Origin of the sequence: Paraburkholderia phymatum STM815 (assembly GCF_000020045.1) — a bacterium.
GTDB lineage: Bacteria > Pseudomonadota > Gammaproteobacteria > Burkholderiales > Burkholderiaceae > Paraburkholderia > Paraburkholderia phymatum.
In genome coordinates this window covers 2782185-2808331 of the sequence record NC_010622.1, presented here as the reverse complement: position 1 = coordinate 2808331, position 26147 = coordinate 2782185, and the positions used below count along the sequence as shown (strand labels likewise).

The window sequence follows — 26147 nt, the reverse complement described above, 5'->3', positions numbered from 1 at the left end:
GATATGGCGAAACGGGATTACTACCAGGTTCTGGGCGTCGCGAAGAACGCGAGCGACGACGAAATCAAGAAGGCGTATCGCAAGCTCGCGATGAAGCACCACCCCGACCGCAATCCGGGCAACAAGGATGCGGAAGAGCATTTCAAAGAGGCAAAGGAAGCCTATGAAATGCTGTCGGACTCGCAAAAGCGGGCGGCGTACGACCAGTACGGCCACGCGGGCGTCGATCCGAACATGGCGGGCGCGGGCGCGCAGGGTTTCGGCGGTTTCGCCGACGCATTCGGCGATATCTTCGGCGATATCTTTGGCCAGGCCGCCGCGGGCGGACGGGGCGGCCGCAGTGGTCCGCAGGTGTATCGCGGCGCTGATCTGCGCTACAGCATGGAAATTACGCTCGAGCAGGCCGCACATGGCTACGACACGCAGATCCGCGTGCCGAGCTGGGTCTCGTGCGAAATCTGTCACGGCTCAGGCGCGAAGCCGGGTACGAAGCCGGAAACCTGTCCGACCTGTAACGGCTCGGGCGCAGTGCGCATGTCGCAAGGTTTCTTCAGTATCCAGCAGACGTGTCCGAAGTGTCACGGCACGGGCACTTACATTCCCGAGCCTTGCACGCACTGCCACGGCGCAGGCAAGACCAAGGAAACCAAGACGCTGGAAGTGAAGATTCCGGCGGGTATCGACGACGGCATGCGTATCCGTTCGGCCGGCAACGGCGAGCCGGGTATCAATGGTGGTCCGTCGGGCGATCTGTACGTCGAGATTCACATCAAGGCGCATGCGGTGTTCGAACGCGACGGCGACGATCTGCATTGCCAGATGCCGATTCCGTTCACCAAGGCGGCGCTGGGCGGCGAGATCGAAGTGCCGACGCTCGCGGGCCGCGCGACCTTCACCGTGCCGGAAGGCACGCAGTCGGGCAAGACGTTCCGTCTGCGCGGCAAGGGTATCAAGGGGCTGCGTTCCAGCATCGCGGGCGACCTCTACGTGCATGTGCAGGTGGAAACGCCCGTCAAGCTCACGGACGCACAACGTGATCTGCTGCAGCAGTTCGAAAAGTCGCTGGTCGAAGGCGGCGCGCGTCATAGCCCGCAGAGCAAGAGCTGGTTCGACCGCGTCAAGAGCTTTTTCGACTAACGCGTTCTGAAGTTGGCGGTATGCATGACGGCTCAAGCGACAGGCAGCGTGTTCGCGTTGCTGGACGACTGCGACTCGACCGCGAGTCGCCGGTCGAGCCGGTTATACACGGGCTTCCGGCACGAACACGTCTGCGCTGACCCCGCTCAGCTGGATGCGGTGTGCGACGCGGCGTCGGCCGATGTCGACAGCGGTCTTTTCGCTGTCGTGCTCGCCGATTACGAGTTTGGACAGGCTTTGCAACAGGAAACGCAGCGTGCCAGTGGCTCGCTGCGTTTTTTATTGTTCGAGCACTGTCAGAAAATGTCGCGCGACGAGGTCGACCGCTGGCTCGCGCTCTACGACAGCGCAGCCGTCGAACCGTCGGTGGCGGGCATCGGCGGCGTCCAGGCGAGCGTCGACGAAACGGCATTCACGCAGGCCATCGATGCCGTCCACGAAGCTTTGCGTGCGGGCGACTCCTATCAGATCAACTACACCTATCGGCTGTACTTCGACGTGTTCGGCACGCCGGCCGCACTTTTCCGGCGGCTGCGCGCGCGGCAATCGGTTCATTACGGCGCACTGATCGCACTGCCTGGCGACCGCTGGGTCGTGTCGTGTTCGCCGGAACTGTTCGTCGAGAAGAAAGGGATGTCGTTGCGCACGCGTCCAATGAAAGGGACGGCGCCCCGCTCATCGAACCCTGAACAGGACAACGCTGCGGCCGAGTTCCTCGCTCACGATCCGAAGAATCGCGCGGAAAATGTGATGATCGTCGATCTGCTGCGCAACGACCTCTCGCGGATCGCCGAAACGGGTACGGTGAAAACACCGGCGCTGTTCTCCGTCGAACCGTATCAGTCGGTGTGGCAGATGACATCGACAGTGACGGCGATGCTGCGCCCACGCACGTCGTTCGCCGACGTTCTGCGCGCGCTTTTCCCCTGCGGCTCAATCACGGGCGCGCCGAAGCACAAGACGATGCAATTGATCGAGCAGATAGAATCCACGCCGCGCGGCCTGTACACGGGTGCAATCGGCTGGCTCGATGCGCAGCCCGATTTCGGCGAAACCGTCGGCAAGCAGTGCGAGGACTTCTGTCTGTCGGTGGCGATTCGTACGCTGACGCTCGGCGCTGCGACGCCGCTCGCAGCGCGCCGGGGGGAAATGGGTATCGGCGCGGGCATCGTGCTCGACAGCGTGGCGCAAGACGAATACGCGGAGTGCAAATTGAAAGCACGTTTCCTGACGGAAGCCGACCCCGGCTTCCAGCTATTCGAAACGATGTATGCGACGCACGAGGGCGGCGTGCGGCATCTCGAACGCCATCTTGCGCGGCTTGGTCACAGCGCGCGCTGGCTGGGCTTTCCATTCGACGAGGACAGCGTGCGCGCGCAACTCTGCGCGCAATGCGCGACGTTGCGCAACGCGACGCCGCACCGGATGCGGCTCACGCTGGACAAGGCCGGCGCGACGGAAATCACGTTTGCCCCGCTCGTGCCGCTGACGGACGAAGTGGTCGGCGTGCTGCTCGGCCCCGATCACGGCTTTGCGTCGATGCAGGCGGCCGATCCGCTGCTGCTGCACAAAACGACGCGTCGCGCGGAATACGATCGCGGCTGGCGTGAAGCCGAATCACACGATGCGTTCGACACGCTCTTTTTCAACGAGCGCGGCGAGTTGACCGAGGGCGGGCGGTCCAATGTTTTCGTGAAGCTGGAGGGACGCTGGTGGACGCCGCCGTTGTCGTCGGGCGTGTTGCCGGGCGTGATGCGTGGCGTTCTGCTCGAGGATCCCGACATGCAGGCGGGCGAGCGCGTGTTGACGCGGGGCGACGTGTCGAATGCGCAAGCGCTGATGCTCTGCAATGCGCTGCGTGGCGCGTTGCCGGCGCGCGTTGTCGTTTGAAGGATTGAGCCGGCAGCGGGGAAAGGCTCGCATCAACCGTGATGCCGCTGAAGCAGGCGCCCGGTCCTGAAAAGCGGCGCTCGAAAGCGCCGCCCGGCTTGAATCAGAACGTGTGCTCCGGCCCCGGGAAGGTGCCGTCCTTGACGGCCCGCACATAGGCTTCCACGGCGGCGAGAATACTCGGCTGTCCCTGCATGAAATCCTTCACGAAGCGCGGACGCTTGCCGGGAAAAATGCCCAGCATGTCGTGCAGCACCAGCACCTGACCTGAGCAATCGACACCTGCGCCAATGCCGATCGTCGGAATACGCAGTTGCTTCGTCACTTCGGCGGCCAGCTGTGTCGGCATCGCTTCCATCACCAGCAGTTGTGCGCCCGCGTCCTGCATCGCGCGCGAATCGCGTAGCAGTTGGGCCGCGCCCGATTCCGTCTTGCCCTGCACCTTGAAGCCGCCGAACGCGTGTACCGATTGCGGCGTGAGCCCCACGTGCGCGCACACGGGCACTGAGCGCTCGACCAGAAAGCGCACCGTATCCGCGAGCCATTCGCCTCCTTCGAGCTTGATCATCTGCGCGCCCGACTGCATCAGTTTGACGGCGTTCGCGTACGCATCGGCGGGCGTCCCGTAGGTGCCAAAAGGCATATCGGAGACGATCAGCGCCGACGGCTTCGCACGCGCGACGCAGGCTGTGTGATAGGCGATTTCATCGAGCGTGACGGGCAGCGTGGTGCTCTGTCCTTGCAGCACGTTGCCGAGCGAGTCGCCGATCAGCAGCGAATCGACACCCGCGCGATCGAGCAGCGCCGCGAAGCTCGCGTCATAGCAGGTGAGCATCGCGATCTTTTCGCCGGCTTCGCGCATCGCCATCAGTTTCGGGACGGTGACGGCGCTGCGGCTCGTCTCCTGCAAATAGGTCATGGGAAGTCCGTTGGTAATACGGCCGCACGCTGCAGCCGGACGCTATAGCGTGCCGCCTTTGACAAAGAATTCCTTGCGCCCGCGCATCGTTTCGATGCGTTCGACGAGCAAAGCAAGGTCCGCGTCGGATTCGAGCGGGTTCAGGTGTTCGGCGCTGACCGTGAGAACCGGCGCGCCGTCATAGTGATAGAAGAAATCGTTGTACGCGTCGCACAGCGAACGCAGGTACGCATCCGAAATCTGCAGTTCCATCGGCACCGCGCGTTTCTGGATACGCGAGAACAGAACTTCGGGGCTCGCCTGCAGATAGACGATCAGATCGGGCGACGGACCCGGCGTGTCGAGCTTCGCCGCAAGTGCGCGATACAGCTGGTACTCGTCGTCGTCCAGCGTGAGGCGCGCGAAGATATCGTTCTTCTGCGTCATGAAGTCGGTGATGAGCGGCGTGCCCGCCGTGCGCCGCGCGGCGATCTCCTGCGTCTGCTGCGCGCGTTGCAACGCAAAGCTTAGTTGCGTGGGCAACGCATGACGCGACGTATCGCGATAGAAGCGTTCGAGAAACGGATTGTCCTGCGGACGCTCAAACAGCTCGTGCATCGACCAGCGTTGGGCGAGCCGGCGCGCAAGCGAAGTCTTGCCGACGCCGATCGGCCCTTCGATCGTCAGATAGCCGTGCGGTGGATGCAAGTCGGGCGCCGTCACGGTGAGTGGCGGGGCCGTCAGCGGCAAGGAGTTCATCGGCAGCCGCCTTTGGGTGCGTCGTCCCCGTTGTCTGCCATGCCGAGCGTGCCGGCTGCGTCGCTCGCGTTGGCCGCATTGGACGCATTGGACGCGAGGCACTGGCAGGGAGATTTCATCTTCTCGATGCGCTGACCGGCGACGCCTGGCAGAAACGCATCGGCGCGGCCGCGTTGCGGAATGATCAGCGCCGGTTCGATTTCGACGAGCGGCACGAGCACGAATGCGCGCTCCGTCATGCGCGGATGCGGCACGATCAGATCGGGTTCGTCGATGGCGTGTTCGCCATACAGCAGAATGTCGAGATCAAGCGTGCGCGGCGCATTGCGAAAGGGACGTTCCCGGCCGAAGTGATGCTCGATCTTGTGGCACAGCGCGAGCAGATGCCGCACGGGCATCGAGGTGTCGAGCTTGACGACGAGATTCAGATAGTCGTCGCCGCCCGCGTCGATCGGGGCGGTTCGATAAAGGCTCGATTTCGCGAGCACGGTGATGGTGTGCTGTTGTGCGAGACACACCACCGCGTCTTTCAGGGTCTGGCGCGCGTCCCCGAGATTCGCGCCGAGGCCGAGATAGGCAACCGTCATGGCATAACTTCCTGCAACTTGCGTTCGACGGCGCGCGCCGGAAATGCATCAGTCCTCATGCGGGCCGTCGTGGCTCGCATCGTCTGTTACGCGGTTTCCTGAAGCCGTGCCGCCCTCCATTCCGTCGCCCTGTTTGCTGCGGTTTCGGCTGTTGCTACGCCGCCGTCGTTTTCTGGGCGCCCGGTCCTTCCCGCCTTGCGAAAGCAGTGCTTCGCGCGCAGCGGCGTCTCCTTCGATGAACTCCGTCCACCACGAACCGACCGCTTCATCCAGTTCGCCCGATTCGCAGCGCAACAGGAGGAAATCATACCCCGCTCTAAATCTTTGGTGTTCCAGCAGCTTCAGCGCGCTGCGGCCGGAACGCTTTTCGAGGCGATGCTGCAGGCCCCAGATCTCGCGCATATCCGACGAGAAACGCTTGTGAATAGCGAGCTTCTCGGTCTGCATGTCCAGCACGTCATCCATCGCGCGATGCAGCGCGGGCACCGGGTATTCGCCGTTTGCCTCGTATTGCTGCCACCGCTGCTGCATGTCGTGCCACAACAGCGTTGCGAACAGGAAGCCGGGCGATACCGGCTTGCCGGCGCGCACGCGCGCGTCGGTGTTGTTCAATGCGAGCGTGATGAACTTCTCGCCGTGCGGCTGTTCGAGTACGACATCGAGCAGCGGCAGCAGGCCGTGATGCAGCCCTTCCTTGCGCAGGCGCTGCAGGCACGCGAGCGCGTGGCCCGACAGCAGCAGCTTGAGCATCTCGTCGAACAGACGCGCGGCGGGCACGTTGTTGATCAGGTCGGCGAGTTCGGTGATCGGTGCACGCGTCGCCTCGTCGATTTCGAAGCCGAGCTTCGCCGCAAAGCGCACGACCCGCAGCATGCGCACCGGGTCTTCGCGATAGCGCGTTGCAGGATCGCCGATCATGCGCAGCAGGCGCGCGCGCACGTCAGCCATGCCGTTGTGATAGTCGAGCACCGTCTGCGTCGCGGGATCGTAGTACATCGCGTTGACGGTGAAGTCGCGTCGCGTCGCGTCTTCGTGCTGCTCGCCCCACACGTTGTCGCGCAGCACGCGGCCGCTTGCGTCGACGGCATGCGTGCGCCGGTCCAGCTCGTCGCGCTTCAGGCGGCGAGGCGGGGGAGAATCGGCGGGCGGCGCGTCCATGAGCGCGCGGAAGGTCGACGTTTCGATGATTTCCTGACCGAACTGCACGTGCACGATCTGAAAGCGCCGGCCGATGATGCGGGCGCGCCGGAACAGCTTCTGCACCTGTTCGGGCGTGGCGTCCGTGGCGACGTCGAAGTCCTTCGGCGCGATGCCGAGCAGCAGATCGCGCACCGCGCCGCCGACGATGAACGCGCGAAAGCCCGCTTGCTGCAGACCTTCCGTCACGCGGATGGCGTTGCGCGAAATCAGCGATGGGTCGATGCCGTGAATATCGGAGGAGATGATGACGGGCACATCGGGCTCGCAGGCGGCCGTTGCGGCGGCCGGCTTGCGCCGCGAGCCGGCCTTCGACGATGCGGCGCCGCCTTTCGATGACCTGGGAGTCGAGCGCGCCGTATGCGGGCGCTCGTCGAACGAGGAGTCGTCGGATTCCGTGGAAGGCGCGGCCTCGTCAGCGGGCTCCGCGTCCTGTCCGAACAGCTTGCGAATGAGTTTCTTGATCACGTGGGTTGAAAGAGTTCGAGGATGCGCCAGCCTTGCTTCTGTGCGTGAGCGCGCAGCGTGTCGTCGGGGTTGGTCGCGATCGGGTCGGTGACCTTTTCGAGCAGCGGGATGTCGTTATGCGAATCGCTGTAGAAATAACTGCGCTCGAAGTCGGACCATGTTTTGCCAAGCGACGCGAGCCATTCTTCCGTGCGCGCGATCTTGCCTTCCCGGTAGCTCGGCGTGCCTTTCGGGAAACCCGTGTAGTCCGATGCCGGATGCCCGTCGATCGTCTCCACTTCACACGCGATCAGCTTGTCGATGCCGAATACTTCGGCGATGGGCGCGGTGATGAACTCGTTGGTCGCGGTGACCATGCAGCACAGGTCGCCTGCGTCGAGGTGCTTCTGCACGAGCTCCATCGCCGCGGGCACGATGGCCGGCTTGATGACTTCGTGCATGTACTGGTCGTGCCACGTTTTCAGCTGCGAGCGCGGGTATTTCGCCAGCGGCGTGAGCATCGCGACCAGATAGGCATGAATGTCGAGCTTGCCGGCCTTGTAGTCGGCAAAGAAGCGATCGTTTTCACGCGTGAAACTTTCGGCTTCGACAATGCCGAGTTTCACCATGAAGCGGCCCCATTCGTGGTCGCTGTCGGTGGGGATGAGCGTGTGATCGAGGTCGAAGAGAGCGAGATTAGCCATGAGGGACTATTTTACTTGAAGCGGATGATGAGGCTTGTAGCGCCGCACGTCGCGGGCCGTCAGCGCTGCTGCCCGCATTGTCGGGCGAGGCGAGCATCGTGCGCAGCAACGGCAGCGTGACGGCGCGTTTCTGTTCGAGCGAGAAGCGGTCCAGTGCGTCGAGCAGAGCCATCAGGCTCGGCATGTCGCGGCGGAAATGCGTGAGCAGATACGCGGGCACGTCATCGGCGAGGTTGATGCCGCGCTCGCGTGCGGCGCGCTTGAGCACGGCGGCCTTGCCTTCGTCGGCGAGAGGTGCGACATGGAACACGAGGCCCCAGCCCATGCGTGTGCGCAGGTCTTCGCGCACTTCGAGCCCCATCGGCGCGGCGTTGCCGGCGACGACGAGCGCGCTGGTCGGATGCGCGCGCACTTCGTTGACGAGATTGAACAGCGCGATCTGCTGTGCGCCCGAGAGCCGGTCGCAATCGTCGACGGCATAGAGCGTGACGGCGGGATCGAACGTGAACGCGGCGAGGCTGCTCTGCGGGCCGGCGTAGCGCGCATGGCCGGGCGGCGCCTCGTGCACGAGCGCCTCGAGCAGATGCGTGCGGCCGCTGCCCGTCTCGCCCCAGACGTAGAACGTGCGGTCTGCGACGGGGCCGGCCGCGAGCGCCGCGTCCAGCTCGCGCAGGCGCGTGACCAGCTCGGCGTTGGCGCCGGCGAAGAAGTTGTCGAATGTCGATGGCGGCGGGGTGCCGAGATCGAGCGTCAATTGGCGCGACACGATAGGAAGACCGTCAATAAGCCCTGGTAACCCGTTATATGACCCGGTTTGCGATCAGTTCTTGTAAAGCGAACTCGACAGATAGCTCTGCCGCAGCTCGTGAAACGCGACGGAGAGCATCGCGCTGACGGGCAGCGCGAGCAGCACGCCGAAAAAGCCGAACAGCTGGCCGAACGCGAGCAGCGCGAAGATCACCGCGAGCGGATGCAGACCGATCCGTTCGCCGACGAGCCGCGGCGTCAGGAAGAAACTTTCGAGGATCTGACCCACGCCGTAGATCACCGCGACGGCGCCGAAGCCGTACCAGTTGCCGAACTGCAGCAACGCGGCGAGGAGCGCGAGCACGAGGCCCGTCGCGAAGCCGAGATACGGTATAAACACCGCGAGCCCCGTAAAGATGCCGACGGGGAGCGCAATTTCGAAACCGGCGATATACAGCGCGGCCGCGTAGAACACCGCGAGCACGCCCATCACGAGCAGCTGGCCGCGCAGGTATTGCGACAGCATGTGATCCATGTCGCGTGCCAGATGGATCGTCTTGGCGAACCAGCGGCGGGGAATGAAGCCGCGCACGCGCGCGAGCATCGCGTTCCAGTCGTACAGCAGATAGAACAGCACGAGCGGAACCATCACCACGTTGCCGACCACCGTGATCATCACATTCGAACTGGTGCGTATCGACGTCCACGCATAGAGCGCGACCGTCTGCGCGCTGCCTTCGAGCTGGCCCATCACCATGTCGCGGATGCTGGCGAAATCGAGCGAGTCGCTCACGCCCAGCACGGCAAGTTTCGGCGTGAGCCAGCCATGCAGGTGCGAGAAAAACATGGGCACTTGCTGCTTGAGCTGCGGCACTTCCTTCTGGATCACGCCCAGCACGAGCAGCCCGAGCAGCGTGACGATCGCGACGAAGAACAGGATCATCAGCGACGCGGCGAGGCCGCGCGGTACGCGGCGGCGCGTCATCCACGCGACGCCGGGCTGCAGGATATACGCGAGAATCGCGCCGAGCAGGAACGGCGTGAGCACAGGGCTCAACAGCCAGAGCAGAATGCCCACGGCAAGCGCAATGGCAAGCCAGATAAAGGCGCGGCGCTGGTACGGCGTGAGGATCGGACTGTTTTGCTGCAAAGCGGATTTCCCAGGTGTCGTGTCGGCGTCTCAAATTCCAGCCACGCGGCCGGCATCGGGTAAAATCGCATTTTACCGACCTTCGAGCACTCCCCCCATGAATCAACCGAAATCCGCTCCGAATTCACCTGATTCGGCCCAAGGTTTGTCGTATCGGGACGCAGGCGTGGACATCGACGCGGGCGACGCCCTGGTCGACGCGATCAAGCCCTTTGCCAGGAAGACGCTGCGCGACGGCGTGCTGGGTGGCATCGGCGGTTTCGGCGCGCTGTTCGAGGTGCCGAAGAAGTACAAGGAGCCTGTGCTCGTGTCGGGCACGGACGGCGTCGGCACGAAGCTGAAGCTCGCGTTCACGCTGAACCGTCACGATACCGTTGGCCAGGATCTCGTCGCGATGAGCGTCAACGACATTCTGGTGCAAGGCGCCGAGCCGCTGTTCTTCCTCGACTATTTCGCGTGCGGCAAGCTGGACGTCGGCACGGCGGCGACGGTCGTCAAGGGGATCGCGCAGGGCTGCGAGCTGGCCGGCTGCGCCCTGATCGGCGGCGAGACGGCTGAAATGCCGGGCATGTACCCGGACGGCGAGTACGATCTGGCGGGCTTCGCAGTCGGCGCGGTGGAGAAGAGCAAGATCATCGACGGCAGCAAGATTGTGCCGGGCGATGTCGTGCTGGGTCTTGCGTCGAGCGGCATCCATTCGAACGGTTACTCGCTGGTGCGCAAGATCATCGAGCGCGCGCAGCCCGATCTGGACGCCGACTTCGACGGCCGCACGCTAGCCGAGGCGCTGATGGCGCCGACGCACATCTACGTGAAGCCCTTGCTGGCACTGATGCAGCAACTCGAGGTGAAGGGCATGGCGCACATTACGGGCGGCGGCCTGGTCGAGAACATTCCGCGCGTGCTGCGGGAAGGCTTGACGGCCGAGCTGGATCATCGCGCATGGCCGCTGCCGCCGCTGTTCGCATGGCTGCAGAAGCATGGCGGTGTGGCCGATGCTGAGATGCATCGCGTGTTCAATTGCGGTATCGGGATGGTTGTGATTGTGTCGGCTGCCGATGCCGACGCCGCGACCGGGCTTTTGGCCGCCGCCGGCGAGCAGGTTTGGAAGATCGGTACGGTGCGGCAGAGTAAGGAAGGTGAGGCGCAGACCGTAGTGGTTTGATTGCCGCTGGCGGTTGGTTTTGCCTGTTGTGGTGCTGTTGCTGTTGTCGGCATCCGCGGTTGCGACTTGCGCTCTTGCAGGCATCTGCGTGATGCCTTCGTACTTCTGGCGTTACGCTTGTGCGGGGCGGCACTTACTCTCTTTGCCGCGGCAAGGAAAGTAAGCAAAGAAAGCCGCTCACACCGCCAGTGCCTGTTTTTACCCACGGGCCCTCAACGTCCCCGTCCTCCACGCGGCAACGAGCTGATCCATGCTCGTTGCCAGCGTTCTAAAGCTTGCGGCGCCCGCTTCGTGCGCTTCATTGTCGGCTCACGTCATCGCGTTGCTATGGCCCATTTGCGGCAAACGGTGTGTAGGCTTTCGCGCCCCGAAGCGCTGCGTTCTTGCCCACAATTCCGTGCCCCGACCTCTGTGGTGCGACAACCAGTACATCGTTTGCCGCGAACGCGCCGTGAAGCGCCGTGACGGTTTCACACCGACAATCACGTACGGATGTAAGAAGCGGGTGAGGCGCTCGTTACACACGTTGGCCGTCACTTGCTGGAGCGCCCTGGAAGGCCTGGGGCGTTGAGAGCCCGTCGGCAGGAACACGGGCTCGCGGTGTGAGCGGCTTTCTTTCGCCACGCGTCGCAGACAAACAGGAAAACTACCCGGCAATAACCCGCTCAATAGCCTGCAAGGCTAGCCCGGCAGCATCCCCTGCGCAGCAATCAACGACGATACGTTCGGGCATCGCACGCAGCCAGGTGAGTTGACGCTTGCACAGTTGCCGCGTCGCAAAGACGCCCTTATCCCGCATGGTGTCGTAATCGGTCTCGCCGTCGAGATATTCCCAAGCCTGCCGATACCCGACGCAGCGCATCGCCGGCAGTCCGGGATGCAGGTCGCCGCGTGCGCGCAGCCGGCGTACTTCATCGATAAACCCCTTCGCGAGCATCGCATCGAACCGCTGTGCGATACGGGCATGCAGCACGCTACGGTCGGACGGCTCCAGCGCAATGGGCACAAAGCGATACCCCTTCGCCAGGTCATCACTGCGCGCTGGCGCAGCAAGCAACGCCGACATCGGCTGCCCCGTTAGCATGAATACCTCGAGCGCACGCTGGATACGCTGCGAATCGTTGGGCGCGAGGCGCGCAGCCGTAACCGCATCGACGGCAGCCAAACGCGCGTGCAGCGCCGGCCAGCCTTCGCGTGCGGCGTCGGCGTCAAGCGTCGCGCGCACCTCGGGGTCGGCCGCGGGCAGATCGTTCAGGCCCTGCGTCAGCGCCTTGTAGTACAGCATCGTGCCGCCGACCAGCAACGGCACGTTGCCGCGCGCCTCGATCTCGCCGACGAGGCGCAGCGCGTCGGCGCGGAAATCGGCGGCGGAGTAGGCGTCCACGGGATCGACGATGTCGATCAGATGGTGAGGCGCGACGGCACGCTCTTCCGACGACGGCTTCGCAGTGCCGATGTCCATCTCGCGATAGACGAGCGCCGAGTCGACGCTGACGATCTCGACGGGTGCCCGCGCGGCGAACGCGAGCGCGGCCGCCGTCTTGCCGGAGGCGGTCGGGCCGAGAAGACAGGCGATGGGTTGCGGTGCGCGCTGCATCATGAAAAGCGTGAGCGAATGAAAGAAACGGAGCCGCTCACTGACCGCGCATGAACAGCCGGTCGAGATCGGCGAGCGTCAGCTGATACCACGTCGGGCGCCCGTGATTGCATTGATCGGCGCGTTCCGTCGCTTCCATCTGCCGCAACAGCGCATTCATTTCATCGAGCGTCAGCCGCCGGTTCGCGCGCACGGCGTGATGGCACGCGAGCGTGCCCAGCAATTCATGCTGGCGCTCAGTCAGCACGCGCGAGCCGCCGTACGCATGCAGATCGGACAGGACCGCGCGCGCCAGCGCCTGCAGATCCGCGTCCTTCAGGAGCGCAGGGACGGCGCGGATCGCGATGGTCGTCGGCGACAGCACGGCGAGATCGAAGCCGAGCGCATCGAGCGTCTCACGCTCTTCTTCGACCACGCCGATTTCGACGGCGTCCGCTGTCATCGAAACGGGAATCAGCAGCGGCTGCACCGCGATCGCGCGATCGGCGAGCGCATTCTTGAACTGCTCGTACAGGATGCGTTCATGCGCCGCGTGCATGTCGACGATCACGAGTCCACGCGCGTTCTGCGCGAGCACATAGATACCGTGGATCTGGCCAAGCGCGAAGCCGAGCGGCTGCTCGTCGTGCGGATTGAAACTCTGCGCTGCTGCAAACGGCTGGGCGGTTGCGAAGCTCCCGAAAGGCAAGGGCGCAACCGCGCCGTCAGCCGCGTCCGCGGCATCGCGCAATTCGAGGGAGGTCGTGCCTTGCGATGTGCCGGCGCCTGAATCTTTGCGGCCGAATAGCGCGTCGTAAAGCGCGAGCGGCTGTGCGACGGGCAGCGTGCCCTGCGTCATGCGCGCCTGGCGCATCCACGTGTTGCCCGGCTGCGAGCCGCCGCCGTCGCCGACCCTGAAGCCGGCACCGAGCGGCGCGGAGCCGAACGAAGCAGGCGTGCCGGTCGAAAAAGTCGACACGGGCGACGCGGATGGCATCGGTTCGATACGCGCAGCATGACCGCCCGACGTCGTTTCCGGCGATGCGCCCGCGTGTCTGGCCAGCGCGCGCTGCACGGCATGGAACACGAACTGGTGAATCGAGCGCGAGTCGCGGAAGCGCACCTCGATTTTCGACGGATGCACGTTCACGTCGACGGCCTCGGGCGGCAGATCGAGGAACAGCACATAGGACGGATAGCGATCGCCATGCAGAACGTCCTCATACGCGGCGCGGACCGCATGCGTGAGCAGCTTGTCGCGCACGAAGCGGCCGTTGACGAAGAAATACTGCTGATCCGCGCGTCCGCGGCTCGCGGTCGGCAGGCCGGCGCAGCCGTACACGGCGAGCGGTCCCGCCGATTCGTCGAGCGGCAGATGCGCACTTGCGAACGTCTCGCCAAGGATCTTCGCGACGCGCGTCGCGGGATCGCTTGCGTTCCAGTGCTCAACGGCGCGCCCGTTATGCAGCACTGAAATCGCGACGTCAGGCCGCGCGAGCGCTGCGCGCCGGATCATCTCGAGGCAATGGCCGAGCTCCGTCTGCTCGCTCTTGAGGAATTTGCGGCGCGCGGGCGTATTGAAATAAAGCTCGCGCACTTCGATCGTCGTGCCGCGCGTGCCCGCTGCCGGCGAGAGCGCGCCCGTCTGCGCATCGATGCGCGTCGCGTGCGAAACGGTCTCAGTGCGGCTCGTGATGTGCATTTCCGACACCGACGCGATCGATGCCAGCGCTTCGCCGCGAAACCCGAGTGTCGCGACTGCTTCGAGTTCCGCGAGCGAGCGGATCTTGCTCGTCGCGTGGCGCATCAGCGCGAGCGCCAGTTCCCCTTCGGGAATGCCGCAGCCGTCGTCGGTGATCGAAATGCGCTTGACGCCGCCTTCGTCGAGCAGGATGCGCAGCGCCGTCGCGCCCGCGTCGAGCGCGTTCTCCAGCAGTTCCTTGACGACGGACGCCGGCCGCTCGACCACTTCGCCCGCCGCGATCTGGCTGATCAACTGGTCGGGCAGCGGCTGGATGGCGCGCGGCGGACGCGGCGTGAGGGCGTTGTCGGCTGCGCCGGCGTCGCGGCTCGCAGCCGCGTGAGCGGCGGGCGCGTCGGCGCGCGTTTCGGAAGATTCGGGGATCGCGGACATGGCGAAATTATAGCGATTCGTCGCAAACCGTCTGAACGGGGAAACCGCCGGCGACTTTTTTTCAAGAGGTCATGGCACTTTCGGTATCATGGCGCGGTCAATTTTCTGCCTACGGCGCGATTCATACCGTCATATCGCTCGCCAACCGCGCGACGGGCGATGCCCGTCACGTCAGCCATCTGCTTTTATAAGGACGACCTTTGGACACGCTGCTGCAATTCGTCAATCTTGTCCTGCACATCGACAAGTTTCTCGGGGTCTTTATTCACCAGTACGGCGCGTGGGTCTACGCGGTGCTGTTCCTGATCGTATTCTGCGAGACGGGTCTCGTCGTGCTGCCGTTCCTGCCGGGCGATTCGCTGCTCTTCATCGGCGGCGCGTTTTGCGCGACGGGCGAAATGAACATCGAACTGTTGATCGTGCTGCTGCTCGGGGCGGCTGTGCTCGGCAACACGGTGAACTACATGATCGGCCACGCGATCGGACCGAAGGTCTTCAATTCGCACATACCCGTGCTCGAACGGTTTCTCGATCGCGAGGCGCTGCGCAAGACACACGATTTTTACGAGCGTCACGGCGGCAAGACGATCGTGCTCGCGCGTTTCATCCCCGTCGTGCGGACCTTTGCGCCCTTCGTCGCGGGCGCTTCGCAGATGAGCGCGAACCGCTTCCAGATCTTCAATGTGGCGGGTGCGCTGTTCTGGGTGCTGCTGCTCACGCTGCTCGGTTTTTTCTTCGGCAATATTCCGTTCATCCGCCAGTACCTGAACGTGATCGTGCTGGTCGGCATCGGCGCGGCCATCGTGCCCGTCGTGCTCGGCGCGCTGTGGAAAATGTTTCGCAGCAAGCGTCAGCCGTCGGGCTCGGCGGGCAATCACACGGGCCGTTGACCCACGCAAGTCACGGGCATTCGTTCGACGCAATCGACGGATGCCCGCGCAACGAATCGAGAAGAACAAACCTCAGGTCGCCGCGCGCCGCACGACGGGGGTTTCCGGCGTCGGATAGCCCGCTTCGCGAAAGGTATCGATGATCGCGCGGTTCGTATCGAAGTACACCTGCCAGTAGTTGTCGTTATGCGTGTAAGGCCGAACGCACAGGAGCGGTCCTTCCGGCGTGAACGACAACACCTCGATATCGGGCGGCGGATTCTCCGCAACATTCGGAATCTTCGTGACGGCGGCGCGCAGCCGGTTTGCCGCATCGATCGGGTCCACGCCGTTCGCAACCTTCGCCGTCAGTTCGACGCGCCGCACCGGTTGCGCGCTGTAATTCGAGATCACCCCGGAGAAAACCGTGTTGTTGCCGACGATGGTCAACACATTGTCGGGCGTGACGATCGTCGTGCCGAACAGACCGAGTTCCTGGACCGTGCCCGTCACGCCGCCCGCTGTCACGAAATCGCCGACCTTGAACGGCCGCAGCACCTGCATGAAGATGCCTGCCGCGAAGTGCGCGAGCAGCCCGCCCCATGCCGTTCCGACCGCGAGGCCGACGCCCGCGAGCAGCGCGGCGAACGACGTGGTCTGCACGCCGAACACCTGCAGGATCGCGAGCACCAGCAGCAGGTTCAGAATGCCGGCGAGGATCGAGCCGAGATAGTGCGCGAGTGTCGGATCGACCCTGCTGTTGCGCGCGAGCACTTTGCGCATCAGGCCGATGATGAGGCCGATCGCCCATCGCCCGATGAGCCACAGAACGATTGCACCGAGTACCTTGGTCCCGAAGTCGATTCCCCGGGTCATCAGAAAGACGCGTACGGCTTCGATATCCACGATTCCCTCGCTTGAGTCGGTTGCGCATGCCTGACTCATGCATGCGACGACGCAGCGGACGCGAGGCGGATCGGGAAAGCGGACGCCGCGTCCATCGCGTGGTGCTGCACGATGTTCTTTTCCGGTACGGCGAACGGCTTGAGCGGGCGGAGTTGCCCGAGATGCGAGAAACGGCGGCACAGTTGCCGCCGCCTGCAATCATCGATTGTTATAGGCGATGGCGCGGCCGTCAGCAAGTGCTATTCCCGCGATCGAAATGCCTGGCGCAGCAGTGGCGCAGATTGCGCCGCCCCTAAGTGCCGACTACAGCCCGCGCGTCTGGGCGCCCGACCGCCTTGCGGCTGCGCATGCGCGACAGGCCGATCGCGATCCCGCATGCCGTTACATAGGCGGCGACGCGCGTCACGAACGCCTCCGTCGTGCTGAACTTGCCGTAACGCGTCTGGGAATCGGCGAACACCAGGAAGGTCAATGCCGCGTCGAAAAGCAGCGCGACGGCAACGAATGCCACGAACAGCAGGTAGCCGTTCGCACAGGCGTCGGGTCTCATTTTGTTGACGACGCAACAGGCGACGAGCAACGCGGCCAGAATGGCCAGGTTCGAAATCAGATCGAGCAGGAAATTGATCATGACGGTGAGATGAAAGCGATCCTTGACGATGCCTCTCGCCATGTGCGATCGATGCGCGAAAGCCGATCCTGCGAGTAGCCGCGCGATCATTGCACGCCTTTTCATCTCGATAAATGCAAATCTACGGAGTCCGGAATACCGCGTTGGCCGGGTACGACATGCTGTGATGGTTTGTGACGATTTCGACGCCGCGCGGCGCGCCAAAATGCAAAAGAGGGTCTCCCGTTGCCCGGAGACCCCCGATGTCACAACGACGTCAGCGGACGTCTCGCCGGAGCGAGGCCTTTACGGTCTAGCTGCCGCGGCGGGTGCGAAGTCTTCGGCGTCGACGTCGTAACCCGACGGCTCCCAGCGGATTGCCAGCAGCGCGACGAGGCCGCACAGCGGCGCGGCCGCGATGATCCAGAACACGCGCGTATGCAGCGCGGCCGCGAGCACGGGGAAGAGGAACAGCGAAACCGTGGAACTGGCGCGCATCAGCGTCTGGTTGAAGCCGACACCGACGCCGCGCAGCGAAGTCGGATAGCTCAGCGACGCGAACGTCATGCTATGCGAGCCCGGCCCGAAACCCTGGCCGAACAGGAACAGCGCGAGCATTGCGATCGCGACGGCGACCTGCGCGCCGCCCGCCGGTTTGCCGACGACGGCAAGGCCCACCAGCGCGACGAGCTGGCAAGCGTAGCCGAGCACCGTCAGCTTCCAGGCGCCGACCTTCGGCACCGTGCGCACCGCGATAATGCCGCCCACGAATGCGAACGCGAGATTGAGCACGAGCGATGCGAGGATCGTCGTGAGCATCGACTGCGCGAGGAAGCTGGAAATGATGACGGGCAGACCGAACGCGACCGCGTTATAGGCGAACGACGAAGCGATTGCGATCACCGTCGCGAGCACCGTGCGCTTCAGATAGACGCCCTTGAGCAGCGTGCCGTAGTTTTTCCACGATGCCGTACGCACGTGGCTGCGTTGTGCGGCAGCGGCGGCATCCGGCGCGACGTCGGCGTCGATACCATATGAGCGCCTCAGGATCTGCGCAGCGCCCGTAAGATCGCCCTGATTCGCGGCCCAGACAGGCGATTCGCTGATATAGCGGCTGCGGATCGCGATGATGACGATGGCGGGCACGGCGCCAAAGCCGAGAATCAGACGCCATAGCAGAGGCTGGTGGGTTTCCGGCAGCGTCGCGTAGAACGCGAGCACCAGCAGATACGACACGCTGATGGCCGCGTACCAGACGGGACACCACATCGCCACGCGAGCGGCCTTGTTGCCCTTGCCCTGCAGGCGCGAGAACTCGGCGAGAAACGCCATCGCGACAGGCAGGTCGATGCCGACGCCCAGTCCCATCACGAAGCGTGCGCCGCCGAGCACCCAGGCGTTCGGCGCGAACGCGCAGGCGAGCGCGGCGATCACGAAGAAGAACATGTCGGCCATGAACACGCGATAGCGGCCGAGGCGATCGGTCAGAAAACCGCCGAGACACGCGCCGACGATCGCGCCGAACGTGATCGCCGAAGCGACGAAGCCCGTGCCGGCGGGCGTCAGCGAGAATTCGCGCGCCACGTCCTTGAGGCCGAACGCGAGCGCGCCGAGATCGTAGGCATCGAGGAAGACGCCGCCCAGTGCGATCGCGACGACGATGCGCGCGTCGCTGCCGACGGCGGCGCCCTGGTTGACGAGTGCCGAGACGTCGGCGGCGGAGCGGATGACGGGCTTGTTATCGGCGCGGGACGATGCCTGCGCGACGCCTGCTTCGGGCGCGAGAAGAGTGGACATGCGGCGTGTGCGCGCAAAAACGCGCAAAAGGGCGGATCGTACTGGCGCCCAGTTGCCGCAATCAACGTTATTTTTGTTATTAGCTCATGCTCGCCGTCATGCGGGCTGCACGACGGCTCGTTAGAGACAGGCTCGGGCGATCAGTTCTTGGTAACGCTGTGCCGATGCGCCGCACGATAGTCGGTAGGAGAAATGGACAGGCGCTTGCGGAAGATTTTCGCGAGTCCGTCGCCGCTGCGCACGCCGCAACGCCGCGCGATGCCGTCGATCGACATGTCGGTTTCCGCCAGCAGCAGACAGCTCGCGTCGAGCCGCGCGCGCAGCAGATATTCCGACGGCGTGAGCCCGACCTGCGCCTTGAAACGCCGCAGGAAGTTGCGCTCGCTCATCTTGGCGACGGCGGCTGCTTCCGCCACCGAGATATGCCGCGTGTAGTTCTCGCGAATCCAGTGCGCGGCTGTCGTGATCTTGCGGCTGATGCCCTTTTTCTCGTCGTCGTCGAGGATCGCGTCGAGCCGGCGCGACGCGCCCGACAGTGCGCGCTCCGACACGATCCGCGCGATCGGCGTGCCGTGATCGCGCTTGATCACGGTGAGCGCGGCCGCGATCGAACGCACGGGCGCGTCGACGTCGATGGAGGCGCCTGGCTCGATCTGCCATTGGGTTTCGTTGGCGACGGGCGCGACGGGCCTGCCCGCGGCGTCGGTTGCGCCCGGCATGCTGCGCCAGCCGCGCCGTTCGAAGGCGATATCCGCGGCGGCCAGCACGCCGAGTCCTTCGTCGAGCGCCTTGACGACGCGTATTTTCGGCGCGATTGCGCGCAGCCGGCGGATCAGCCGCTCGTTCGCTTTGGCGCGCGACGCACCCGGACCGCCGACGATGAACAGCGTGTCGAAGCCGTTCAGCAGCGGTCCATTGAGGCTCTCCGTCCACACGCGCAGCGAACAGCTGCTGACGACGCTGCCGCCCATTTCGGACAGCATGACGATCGAGTAGGAGGGTTCGACACCCGAACCCTCGCCGCCGGCCTGGTCGGCTTGTGCTTCGTTGGCGAGTCGGAATGCGTCAGCGAGCAGGCAAACGTCGCTAAGCGGAAATCGTTCAAAAACGAGAATACCGATGCGTTTGACCATGTGCCCGAGGTTGACGACTGCGCTCGACGAGGTTGAATCCATCCACCGACTCACCGCGTGCTCATATCGCATCGTCTGTCTCCAGTGCCGAGGACGGCGAAAGAATAAAGGTCTGCGTGCCTTGGCTCCATCATAGGCCTACGTCTTTGCGCGCTGATCACCCGAGTCTGAAATAAACGAGAAGTTGGCAGATCGGCTCGATATTCGCGGAATACGCTGGCGTATGGATGCTTATCAATCAACTCAACGAAGAGGCGCGAGCATGCTCAGCATACGCAAGGCGGTGTTTCCCGTGGCCGGTCTCGGCACCCGATTCCTCCCGGCGACGAAGGCAAGCCCCAAAGAAATGCTGCCCGTAGTGGACAAACCGCTCATCCAGTACGCGGTCGAAGAGGCGATCGCCGCTGGCATCACCGAAATGATCTTTGTCACGGGGCGCAGCAAGCGTGCGATCGAAGATCATTTTGACAAGTCGTATGAAGTCGAGTGCGAGCTGCTCGCGCGCGGCAAGCTTGCGTTGCTCGAACTGGTGCAGAACATTAAACCGAGCCACGTCGAATGCTGTTACGTGCGCCAGCCGGAGCCCCTCGGGCTGGGTCACGCGGTGCTCTGCGCGGAAAAACTGGTCGGCGACGAGCCGTTCGCCGTGATTCTCGCCGACGATCTGCTCGACGGCGAGCCGCCCGTGCTTTCGCAGATGGTGAGCCTCTTCAATCACTATCACTGCTCGATCGTCGGCGTGGAGGAGATCGACAAGCAGGAATCGCGTTCGTATGGCGTGATCGACGGCAAGCGCTGGGACGACCGGTTGTTCAAGATGTCCGGCATCGTCGAAAAGCCCGCGCCGGAAGACGCGCCGTCCAATCTCGGCGTGGTGGGCCGCTACGTGCTGATGCCCGCGATCTTCGATCGTCTGCGCCGCCAGCAGGCGGGTGCGGGCGGCGAGATCCAGCTGACGGACGCTATCCAGGCGTTGCTCGGCAGCGAGCAGGCGCTCGCGTATCAATATGTGGGCAGGCGTTTCGACTGCGGCAGCAAGCTCGGCTATCTGAAGGCGACCGTCGAGTTCGCGTTGCGTCATCCCGAGGTCAAGGACGCGTTCGATGCGTATCTGCACGAGCGTATGCAAGGTGGGCGCGCCGCGGACGGCGACGGCGTGAAGGAAGAACTGGCCGAGTTGCTGAGCCGGGTGTGAGCGTCGTGTTCGAGAGGGCGCGGCGGCAGAGTCTGCCGCGCTTTCCGTTGCCCAAGCGTTACCGCACGCGTGCGGCTCAGCGGAAGTAGGCCTTGGTGTTCTCGTGCACATCATCGCGCGCGAGCAGCGCTTCGGGCGTGAGCCAGATGTAGCGGCTGTGCTGATCGAAACGGCCCACGGACGCGGTACTTTCCAGCGTCAGGAAATAGGCCAGCACGACATAGTGCGTGGAGATTTCGTCGGCGCCAGCGAAGTTGTCCTTATAAAGGTGTTCGAACAGGCCGCCGAAGCGTGCGGCCGAGCGCTCCATGCCCGCAATGCCGAGTTCCGCATCGACGATGCGCGTGAACGCCGCGTCGAGCCTTTCGTTCTTGCAGATGCGTCCGCCCGGCACGAACCATGTGCCGAGGGCCGGCCGGTTGCGGCGATGGCCGACCAGCACGCGGCCTGCGTAATCCGACACGATCAGGTCGATCGACACGAGCGGCGTCATTCGCACGACCTGAAGAAAATCGTCTGCTTCGAGAAAATCCGCGCACGTAGCGGCCATGTCTCTGTCTCGCCATGTAGTCTTGTTTAATGGGTGCAGCGCAGTGCCGCTTCATAGGTCGGTCACGCGGCCGGCGCGCGATCTGATGCGCAACCGGCATGCCTCCTATTGATCGCGATCGTGGTTGAACAGACGCGACGAGGTGCCGAATACAACGGCGACGACGACGGCGATCCCCACGCACAGGAACAGCGCGGAGGCCAGTGTTGCGACCAAAATCACCACGATCCAGCCCAAACCGGTCATCCCCGCTGCTCCGTCGTCGTGGCCTCGCGTGCTGGCGCGCGCTGCGCTCCGTCCCCGCGCCGCGAGGCTTGCGGCATTGCAGAGAGTCTAGTCGTAGCAATAAATGGCGGTTCTGTCGTCTGACGCCTAAATCCCGTCTCGTATAGCCAATTCGCGACAGATGAGCACGCGCTGTGTGAAGGGTGGGCTCAGGAAAAGGCAATCCATCGACAAGGCCGCTTCGTCAGGGGGCGACATAGCCCGCAGGCGTCGTCACGTTGGCCTTCATCACGGCCGCATTCGACGACACAACATATACAGGCGTCTCCGTTAGCGCGAGCGTTACATGGCCGTCTTCGTAGGGCAGGCTCGACGGATTGCCCATCATGTCGAACACCGTCACCTTGCCTGACGTGCCCGGCGCGTCGACCTGCAGACGCCATGTCACGCCTGCTGTCGGATCGAAGTGGGTCGACTTGTTCCACTTCGCGTTGTCGTGCGTCCAGGCGGCCGTGATCAGTTTTCCGTTGTTCAGACGCTGGAACGCGTACGCGTAGACGCCCGCCGGCGTGCGCTTGATGGGGCCGAGCGTCGCGGTACCGTCGATCAGGCGCGTCATCGCGACGATCGCGGATGCAGCAGGCTTCGGGCTTACCGTATTGGGCCCGAATGCGCCTTTCGGATGATCGAGATCGAAGAACACGCCATACCCTGGTGTCGCGGCAGGCGAGTCGTTCGAGTAGAAGATGTAGGTCATGTCCGCGCCTTCGCCGAGCAGGATCAGATGCGTGCGCGCGACGACGGCGCCTTGCGCGTACAGCACGTCGTTGGGCGGATAGTGCGGCCCGTATTCCTCGCCGACGTCGTAGCTGATTCCCGTCTCCGTCGCGAACAGTTTCGCGCCGGGCTTGTACTGCTCGGCCATCACGCGGCGCAGGGCGCGCATCGCGGTCGGCAGCGCATATTGCGCCTGTTGCGGATCGCTGGCATTCATCAGCCGCTCAGGCGGGTGCGACGGACTGTTGCCGCCGGGATCGTAGTAGCCGTGAATCGCGATCCCGTCGACATACTTCGCGAGCCCGAGCGGCGCAAGGCGCTTGAGCCATTCGACGTTGCCCACCACCGAGCCATACGTCGGTCCCATCACGACGGCATTCGGATCGGTCGCATGAATGCCTTCATGCACCGCTTTGTAAAGTTCGACGAAATTCGCATCCGTGTCGCGCCACGGCAGGCCGCCTGCCGCATCGGGTTCCCACGTCACCTGGTAGTAGTTGCTCTGTTGCGTCGGAAAGACCGTGCTGCGAACGCGGCTCGATTCCGTGCCGACGCGCTGCATGTATTCGCGCAGCGCGCTCGTTGATTTCGGCAGATAGCTATGCGTCTGCTTGCCAGTCGGGCTTGCCCAGCCAGGAATGCCATCGAGCTGGATCAGCCGCAGCAGGTCGCCCTTGCGGAACCACGACGCGAGCTGCCGTGTGGCGGGACTGAAGGTGCCCGGGCGGTCAGGCTCTTCCTCGTACCAGTTGCGGTTGTCGTTCACCCATGTCAGGCCCAGCTGCGTGTACATCGGCCGATACCCGTCGCCATCGCAGCAGCGCTCGCCGGGAGCGACGAACGCACCGCCCTGGCCGCCGAACCGATGCAGGTCGGCGTGTGCGAAATGCACGGGCGGCACGCTCGCCGAGACGTCGGGCAGCACGCCGAAGGTCGCGATGCCTTGAGGACGCGTGCCGCGTGCGGGCAGTTGGACATGCGTCTCTTCGAGCGACGCCGACAATGCAAAGTAGCCGGCTAACGAAGACTCGCAATTCAGTTTCATCTGACGCGCGCCTTTCGCGACGCCATACGTGCCGCTTGCCTGCACGGTGCCCCACGCATCGCGGATCTTCCAGGCGAGCCTGTCGTCTCGCGTTGCGCGTGTGGTGATGACGATCTGGAACGAACGATCGCGCGGAAAGAGGCGCGTGCCATCGCTGCCCGGCGTGTCCGCTTCGACAGGATCGCCCTGCGGGTTAGCGGCCGCCGTCTCGACTGGCTTGCTGCAGCGGAGTGCTTGAGAATCGTTCATACGAGGGGGCGCTTTCATCGGCCAGTCGTTGTCGTCGGAGGAAGCGCGCGCCGGCGCTGGGGGCGCCTTGTCCGTCGCTTTGGCTGAAGCGGTAGGGGCGGCTTCGTCGTTCGGGCCCGCAATCCAGCATTGCTTGAGTTCGCCGGGCGCCGGATCGCCGAATATCGCGTTATTGCACGGTGTGCCGTTCGTCAGCGACTTGACGGTGTTATGCGACTCGCTGCCGTAGCGCACGTCGCGCGTGCCGATGAAGCTGCATGCGCCGCGTTCGTCCGCGCATTTCGTCCAGCTGTCCGTCCGCTTTGCGGCGGGGTCGTTATCGGCAGATGCGTTGTCACAGCCACTTGTCATCGCGACGCCTAGCGCGAGCATCCAGGCTCGTAGCGCTAGCGACGTATGACGCCCGAGTTGTAACTGCGCACCCGATGCATATGTTCTACCGAGACCCTTGTCTGCATCAGTCATTTTTTCTCCCCGCGGTACGGATGACCGGCCTGGCGCCTTTCGAGCGACCCAGATTACACCGCCGGCGTAGCAGAAATTCGACCTTTGCTAGCCTATGGACGCAACTTCGATGGCGGATCGATACGAATGTTGCGTCGTTGCGACGCTGATTCGTGGCGATTAGAGGCTAATGCGCCAGAACCGCTTTGCGTAACGGTCTGCGGCTGCGCCTGGAGGCGTCTGAATGTCCCAAGGCCAAGAAAGAGGCATGCAAACGTCGCTTCGACTGCACCCGGACAGCGCCGGCAGGCCTCATGGGGGGTTCCAATGTTTCGCGTTTGAAACATTAATTGATTTATTTATGGCGACACCCAATCAGAAAAAGAAGAAATTATTTGAGGTCGCTTTTCCGTTCTTATAATTAATAATTCGTGGTTTGTGTGCGGTTTCCTCATATCAATCACGCGTGTGTTTCATATTAACAAAAAACGATTTTGATGGCGAATTGCGTTAAGCAGGCGCGGCCGGGTAACAATTGCGCGCCCCGATTTTCGGGCTGAAAAATTTGCTTCCCATTCGTGTGAAGAAAATGCGGTTGCAACAATTTGTAAGTCTTTGTGTCAAGCCTGGCGCGGGTGTTCGACGTATGCCTGCTTCGTCTTATGAAATGGCGAATTAGACCGAAAATTTGAGCCGCGATAATCGTTTTATGGATTGTTAAATGCGGACTGAAAGCCGGTTATCATCCACCGGACCGAATGCGCCAATACATCGTCAGTTTCAGTCAGTCGGGGCCGGGATTGTTTTTTTAATGCGTATGATGCACTGCACATCGCATGCATTTATCTAGTTCTTTCCACGCCGGAATGGTCAAGGGGGAAGAGTCATGGCGTATGCAAGTCTTGAATCTCCGATGGTGGGTTGGGTGCGCGCGCCGGAGCGCAGCGCGCACTACGCAGCCGCCACTCGGCACATTGCAATCTTGCTATTCGACGGATGTTCGCTGCTTGGCGCGGGCATCGTCGCTGAGGTTTTTCATGCCGCTAACGAACTGTCTTCATCCGCCAGTCATAACTGGATCTACGACGTGAGCTTCCTCTCGGCTGCTGGCGGCAACATCACGTGCTCGTCGTCGATCCGCGTGTGGACGGATGGGCTCGATGCGCGTCATTACATGGGTTTCGATGCGCTATTCGTCGCGGGTGGCAAAGGCGCGCATTCAGCGGCCCGCGACGAACGTCTCATCGCCTGGCTGCGACGTGTGCATGCGAACACGAGCACCGTGCGTCCTATCGGCGAAGGACGCTCGCTGCTTGAAGCGGCATGCATCAACGGTGTCCAGCAGCGCGACTTTGGCAGCTACTCCGTGCGGGAAGAACGCGAAGAACGTAATGGCAGCGAAGCGAACGACCGCCTCGAATCGATGAAGAGCGCGCTGATGCTGATCAAGCGCGATCTCGGCATCGACGTCGCGCGCAACGTGGCCGAACGCCTGATGCCCGACGCCGGCGACAGCCTGATGTCGCTGCTCGGTGACAGCACGGGCAAGAGTCCCGCGGACAAGGTGCGCGCCGCTGCGCGCTGGTTACAGGAGAACTGCCAGCGGTCGATCTCGATCGCGGATGCGGCCCAGGTGGCCGCAATGAGCGAACGCAATTTCCTGCGCCGCTTCAAGATGGAAGTGGGCGTCACTCCGTCGGATTACCTGCTGCACGCACGGCTCGCGATTACCTGCAGCCTGTTGACCGATTCCGAACTGCCCGTCGACAAGATCGCGCGGCGCACGGGAATGGGCAACGGCGATCGGCTCGCCAAGATCTTCCGCAAGCGGATGAAAGTCTCGCCGACGGAATATCGGATGAAAACCCGGCGCGAAGCCGGCATCTAGCCGACCTTCCCGATCCCGCAGTGGGTGCCGGGCTTTCGTGCCAGGCGTCCAGTGGCATACATTAAGGA

At 63.5% G+C, this 26147-nt stretch carries 23 protein-coding genes; 7 read left to right on the top strand and 16 right to left on the bottom strand.

Going from position 1 to position 26147, the window contains the following annotated elements; genetic code table 11:
* Nucleotides 1-3 precede the first annotated feature (3 nt).
* Both dnaJ and pabB read left to right on the top strand, forming a co-directional pair.
* The gene (gene dnaJ, locus BPHY_RS12670) at nt 4-1137 is read left to right on the top strand and encodes a molecular chaperone DnaJ (protein ID WP_012401873.1); all 1134 of its coding nucleotides are present in this window, start codon (nt 4-6) and stop codon (nt 1135-1137) included.
* Nucleotides 1138-1161: 24 nt separating this feature from the next.
* Nucleotides 1162-3027 (top strand): aminodeoxychorismate synthase component I, encoded by a 1866-nt coding sequence (gene pabB / locus BPHY_RS12665; RefSeq protein WP_012401872.1) that lies wholly within the window; start codon nt 1162-1164, stop codon nt 3025-3027.
* A gap of 103 nt (nt 3028-3130) precedes the next feature.
* Here pabB and panB read toward each other — a convergent pair whose 3' ends face one another.
* From panB to BPHY_RS12630, 7 genes are read right to left on the bottom strand one after another with little or no spacing between them, the layout of a single operon-like run.
* Nucleotides 3131-3946 (bottom strand): 3-methyl-2-oxobutanoate hydroxymethyltransferase, encoded by an 816-nt coding sequence (panB, locus tag BPHY_RS12660; RefSeq protein ID WP_012401871.1) that lies wholly within the window; start codon nt 3944-3946, stop codon nt 3131-3133.
* 42 nt (nt 3947-3988) lie between these two features.
* Entirely contained in the window at nt 3989-4669 is a 681-nt protein-coding gene (locus BPHY_RS12655; RefSeq protein WP_041764031.1) for a deoxynucleoside kinase, read from the bottom strand.
* Between the two features lie 11 nt (nt 4670-4680).
* Nucleotides 4681-5271: a 2-amino-4-hydroxy-6-hydroxymethyldihydropteridine diphosphokinase gene (folK, locus tag BPHY_RS12650; RefSeq protein ID WP_012401869.1), complete on the bottom strand. Its 591-nt coding sequence runs from the start codon at nt 5269-5271 to the stop codon at nt 4681-4683.
* Nucleotides 5272-5319: 48 nt separating this feature from the next.
* On the bottom strand, nt 5320-6936 hold the full coding sequence (gene pcnB, locus BPHY_RS12645; RefSeq protein WP_012401868.1) for a polynucleotide adenylyltransferase PcnB: 1617 nt from the start codon (nt 6934-6936) through the stop codon (nt 5320-5322).
* The gene (locus tag BPHY_RS12640) at nt 6933-7619 is read right to left on the bottom strand and encodes a histidinol-phosphatase (protein ID WP_012401867.1); all 687 of its coding nucleotides are present in this window, start codon (nt 7617-7619) and stop codon (nt 6933-6935) included. Before BPHY_RS12640 ends, pcnB begins: the two co-directional genes overlap by 4 nt.
* A complete protein-coding gene (hda, locus tag BPHY_RS12635; RefSeq protein WP_012401866.1) occupies nt 7612-8385 on the bottom strand; it encodes a DnaA regulatory inactivator Hda in 774 nt (257 codons plus the stop codon). The genes BPHY_RS12640 and hda overlap by 8 nt, the downstream gene beginning before the upstream one ends.
* 54 nt (nt 8386-8439) lie before the next feature.
* A complete protein-coding gene (locus BPHY_RS12630; protein WP_012401865.1) occupies nt 8440-9516 on the bottom strand; it encodes an AI-2E family transporter in 1077 nt (358 codons plus the stop codon).
* Nucleotides 9517-9613: 97 nt separating this feature from the next.
* Here BPHY_RS12630 and purM point away from each other — a divergent pair, with 97 nt between their 5' ends.
* Nucleotides 9614-10681 carry a phosphoribosylformylglycinamidine cyclo-ligase gene (gene purM / locus BPHY_RS12625; protein ID WP_012401864.1) on the top strand — a complete coding sequence of 356 codons (1068 nt, stop codon included), beginning with the start codon at nt 9614-9616 and terminating at the stop codon, nt 10679-10681.
* A gap of 646 nt (nt 10682-11327) precedes the next feature.
* Here the strand turns inward: purM and miaA are convergent.
* Complete coding sequence (miaA, locus tag BPHY_RS12620) at nt 11328-12281, bottom strand: tRNA (adenosine(37)-N6)-dimethylallyltransferase MiaA (RefSeq protein ID WP_012401863.1); 954 nt, start codon at nt 12279-12281, stop codon at nt 11328-11330.
* Nucleotides 12282-12315: 34 nt separating this feature from the next.
* Nucleotides 12316-14391, bottom strand: coding sequence for a DNA mismatch repair endonuclease MutL (gene mutL / locus BPHY_RS12615; protein WP_012401862.1), 2076 nt, complete (start codon nt 14389-14391; stop codon nt 12316-12318).
* A gap of 200 nt (nt 14392-14591) precedes the next feature.
* Here mutL and BPHY_RS12610 point away from each other — a divergent pair, with 200 nt between their 5' ends.
* Nucleotides 14592-15281 (top strand): DedA family protein, encoded by a 690-nt coding sequence (locus tag BPHY_RS12610; RefSeq protein ID WP_012401861.1) that lies wholly within the window; start codon nt 14592-14594, stop codon nt 15279-15281.
* A 72-nt stretch (nt 15282-15353) separates the two neighbouring features.
* Here the strand turns inward: BPHY_RS12610 and BPHY_RS12605 are convergent, their stop codons facing one another.
* The 4 genes from BPHY_RS12605 to BPHY_RS12585 all read right to left on the bottom strand — a co-directional run bounded on the left by BPHY_RS12605 (nt 15354) and on the right by BPHY_RS12585 (nt 19748).
* Nucleotides 15354-16166 carry a mechanosensitive ion channel family protein gene (locus BPHY_RS12605; protein ID WP_012401860.1) on the bottom strand — a complete coding sequence of 271 codons (813 nt, stop codon included), beginning with the start codon at nt 16164-16166 and terminating at the stop codon, nt 15354-15356.
* Between the two features lie 292 nt (nt 16167-16458).
* Nucleotides 16459-16839 carry a hypothetical protein gene (locus tag BPHY_RS12595; protein ID WP_244257560.1) on the bottom strand — a complete coding sequence of 127 codons (381 nt, stop codon included), beginning with the start codon at nt 16837-16839 and terminating at the stop codon, nt 16459-16461.
* Between the two features lie 243 nt (nt 16840-17082).
* Nucleotides 17083-18573 (bottom strand): MFS transporter, encoded by a 1491-nt coding sequence (locus BPHY_RS12590; protein WP_012401858.1) that lies wholly within the window; start codon nt 18571-18573, stop codon nt 17083-17085.
* A gap of 140 nt (nt 18574-18713) precedes the next feature.
* On the bottom strand, nt 18714-19748 hold the full coding sequence (locus BPHY_RS12585; RefSeq protein WP_244257561.1) for a GlxA family transcriptional regulator: 1035 nt from the start codon (nt 19746-19748) through the stop codon (nt 18714-18716).
* Nucleotides 19749-19968: 220 nt separating this feature from the next.
* Between BPHY_RS12585 and galU the strand changes: the two genes are divergently transcribed.
* Entirely contained in the window at nt 19969-20901 is a 933-nt protein-coding gene (gene galU / locus BPHY_RS12580) for a UTP--glucose-1-phosphate uridylyltransferase GalU (RefSeq protein ID WP_012401856.1), read from the top strand.
* A 76-nt stretch (nt 20902-20977) separates the two neighbouring features.
* On the opposite strand, the gene BPHY_RS12575 is transcribed toward galU, so the two are convergent.
* From BPHY_RS12575 to BPHY_RS12570, 3 genes are all read right to left on the bottom strand, one after another.
* Nucleotides 20978-21451, bottom strand: a complete 474-nt coding sequence (locus tag BPHY_RS12575; RefSeq protein ID WP_052306084.1) for a GDP-mannose mannosyl hydrolase — start codon at nt 21449-21451, stop codon at nt 20978-20980.
* A gap of 105 nt (nt 21452-21556) precedes the next feature.
* Nucleotides 21557-21697 (bottom strand): hypothetical protein, encoded by a 141-nt coding sequence (locus BPHY_RS42520; protein WP_167538869.1) that lies wholly within the window; start codon nt 21695-21697, stop codon nt 21557-21559.
* 223 nt (nt 21698-21920) lie between these two features.
* Nucleotides 21921-24212, bottom strand: coding sequence for a glycoside hydrolase family protein (locus BPHY_RS12570; RefSeq protein ID WP_012401854.1), 2292 nt, complete (start codon nt 24210-24212; stop codon nt 21921-21923).
* Between the two features lie 223 nt (nt 24213-24435).
* Between BPHY_RS12570 and BPHY_RS41730 the strand changes: the two genes are divergently transcribed.
* Both BPHY_RS41730 and BPHY_RS12565 read left to right on the top strand, forming a co-directional pair.
* Nucleotides 24436-24612: a hypothetical protein gene (locus tag BPHY_RS41730; protein ID WP_157686543.1), complete on the top strand. Its 177-nt coding sequence runs from the start codon at nt 24436-24438 to the stop codon at nt 24610-24612.
* A gap of 465 nt (nt 24613-25077) precedes the next feature.
* Nucleotides 25078-26079 (top strand): GlxA family transcriptional regulator, encoded by a 1002-nt coding sequence (locus BPHY_RS12565; protein ID WP_012401853.1) that lies wholly within the window; start codon nt 25078-25080, stop codon nt 26077-26079.
* Nucleotides 26080-26147: the final 68 nt, after the last annotated feature.

Excerpts from the sequence above, each read along its gene's own strand:
- dnaJ (WP_012401873.1), top strand. The coding sequence starts at position 4 with ATGGCGAAACGGGATTACTACCAGGTTCTGGGCGTCGCGAAGAACGCG.
- pabB (WP_012401872.1), top strand. The coding sequence starts at position 1,162 with ATGACGGCTCAAGCGACAGGCAGCGTGTTCGCGTTGCTGGACGACTGC.
- panB (WP_012401871.1), bottom strand. The coding sequence starts at position 3,946 with ATGACCTATTTGCAGGAGACGAGCCGCAGCGCCGTCACCGTCCCGAAA.
- folK (WP_012401869.1), bottom strand. The coding sequence starts at position 5,271 with ATGACGGTTGCCTATCTCGGCCTCGGCGCGAATCTCGGGGACGCGCGC.
- BPHY_RS12640 (WP_012401867.1), bottom strand. The coding sequence starts at position 7,619 with ATGGCTAATCTCGCTCTCTTCGACCTCGATCACACGCTCATCCCCACC.
- purM (WP_012401864.1), top strand. The coding sequence starts at position 9,614 with ATGAATCAACCGAAATCCGCTCCGAATTCACCTGATTCGGCCCAAGGT.
- miaA (WP_012401863.1), bottom strand. The coding sequence starts at position 12,281 with ATGATGCAGCGCGCACCGCAACCCATCGCCTGTCTTCTCGGCCCGACC.
- mutL (WP_012401862.1), bottom strand. The coding sequence starts at position 14,391 with ATGTCCGCGATCCCCGAATCTTCCGAAACGCGCGCCGACGCGCCCGCC.
- BPHY_RS12595 (WP_244257560.1), bottom strand. The coding sequence starts at position 16,839 with ATGGCGAGAGGCATCGTCAAGGATCGCTTTCATCTCACCGTCATGATC.
- BPHY_RS12590 (WP_012401858.1), bottom strand. The coding sequence starts at position 18,573 with ATGTCCACTCTTCTCGCGCCCGAAGCAGGCGTCGCGCAGGCATCGTCC.
- BPHY_RS12585 (WP_244257561.1), bottom strand. The coding sequence starts at position 19,748 with ATGGATTCAACCTCGTCGAGCGCAGTCGTCAACCTCGGGCACATGGTC.
- galU (WP_012401856.1), top strand. The coding sequence starts at position 19,969 with ATGCTCAGCATACGCAAGGCGGTGTTTCCCGTGGCCGGTCTCGGCACC.
- BPHY_RS12575 (WP_052306084.1), bottom strand. The coding sequence starts at position 21,451 with ATGGCCGCTACGTGCGCGGATTTTCTCGAAGCAGACGATTTTCTTCAG.
- BPHY_RS42520 (WP_167538869.1), bottom strand. The coding sequence starts at position 21,697 with ATGACCGGTTTGGGCTGGATCGTGGTGATTTTGGTCGCAACACTGGCC.
- BPHY_RS12570 (WP_012401854.1), bottom strand. The coding sequence starts at position 24,212 with ATGACTGATGCAGACAAGGGTCTCGGTAGAACATATGCATCGGGTGCG.
- BPHY_RS41730 (WP_157686543.1), top strand. The coding sequence starts at position 24,436 with ATGTCCCAAGGCCAAGAAAGAGGCATGCAAACGTCGCTTCGACTGCAC.
- BPHY_RS12565 (WP_012401853.1), top strand. The coding sequence starts at position 25,078 with ATGGCGTATGCAAGTCTTGAATCTCCGATGGTGGGTTGGGTGCGCGCG.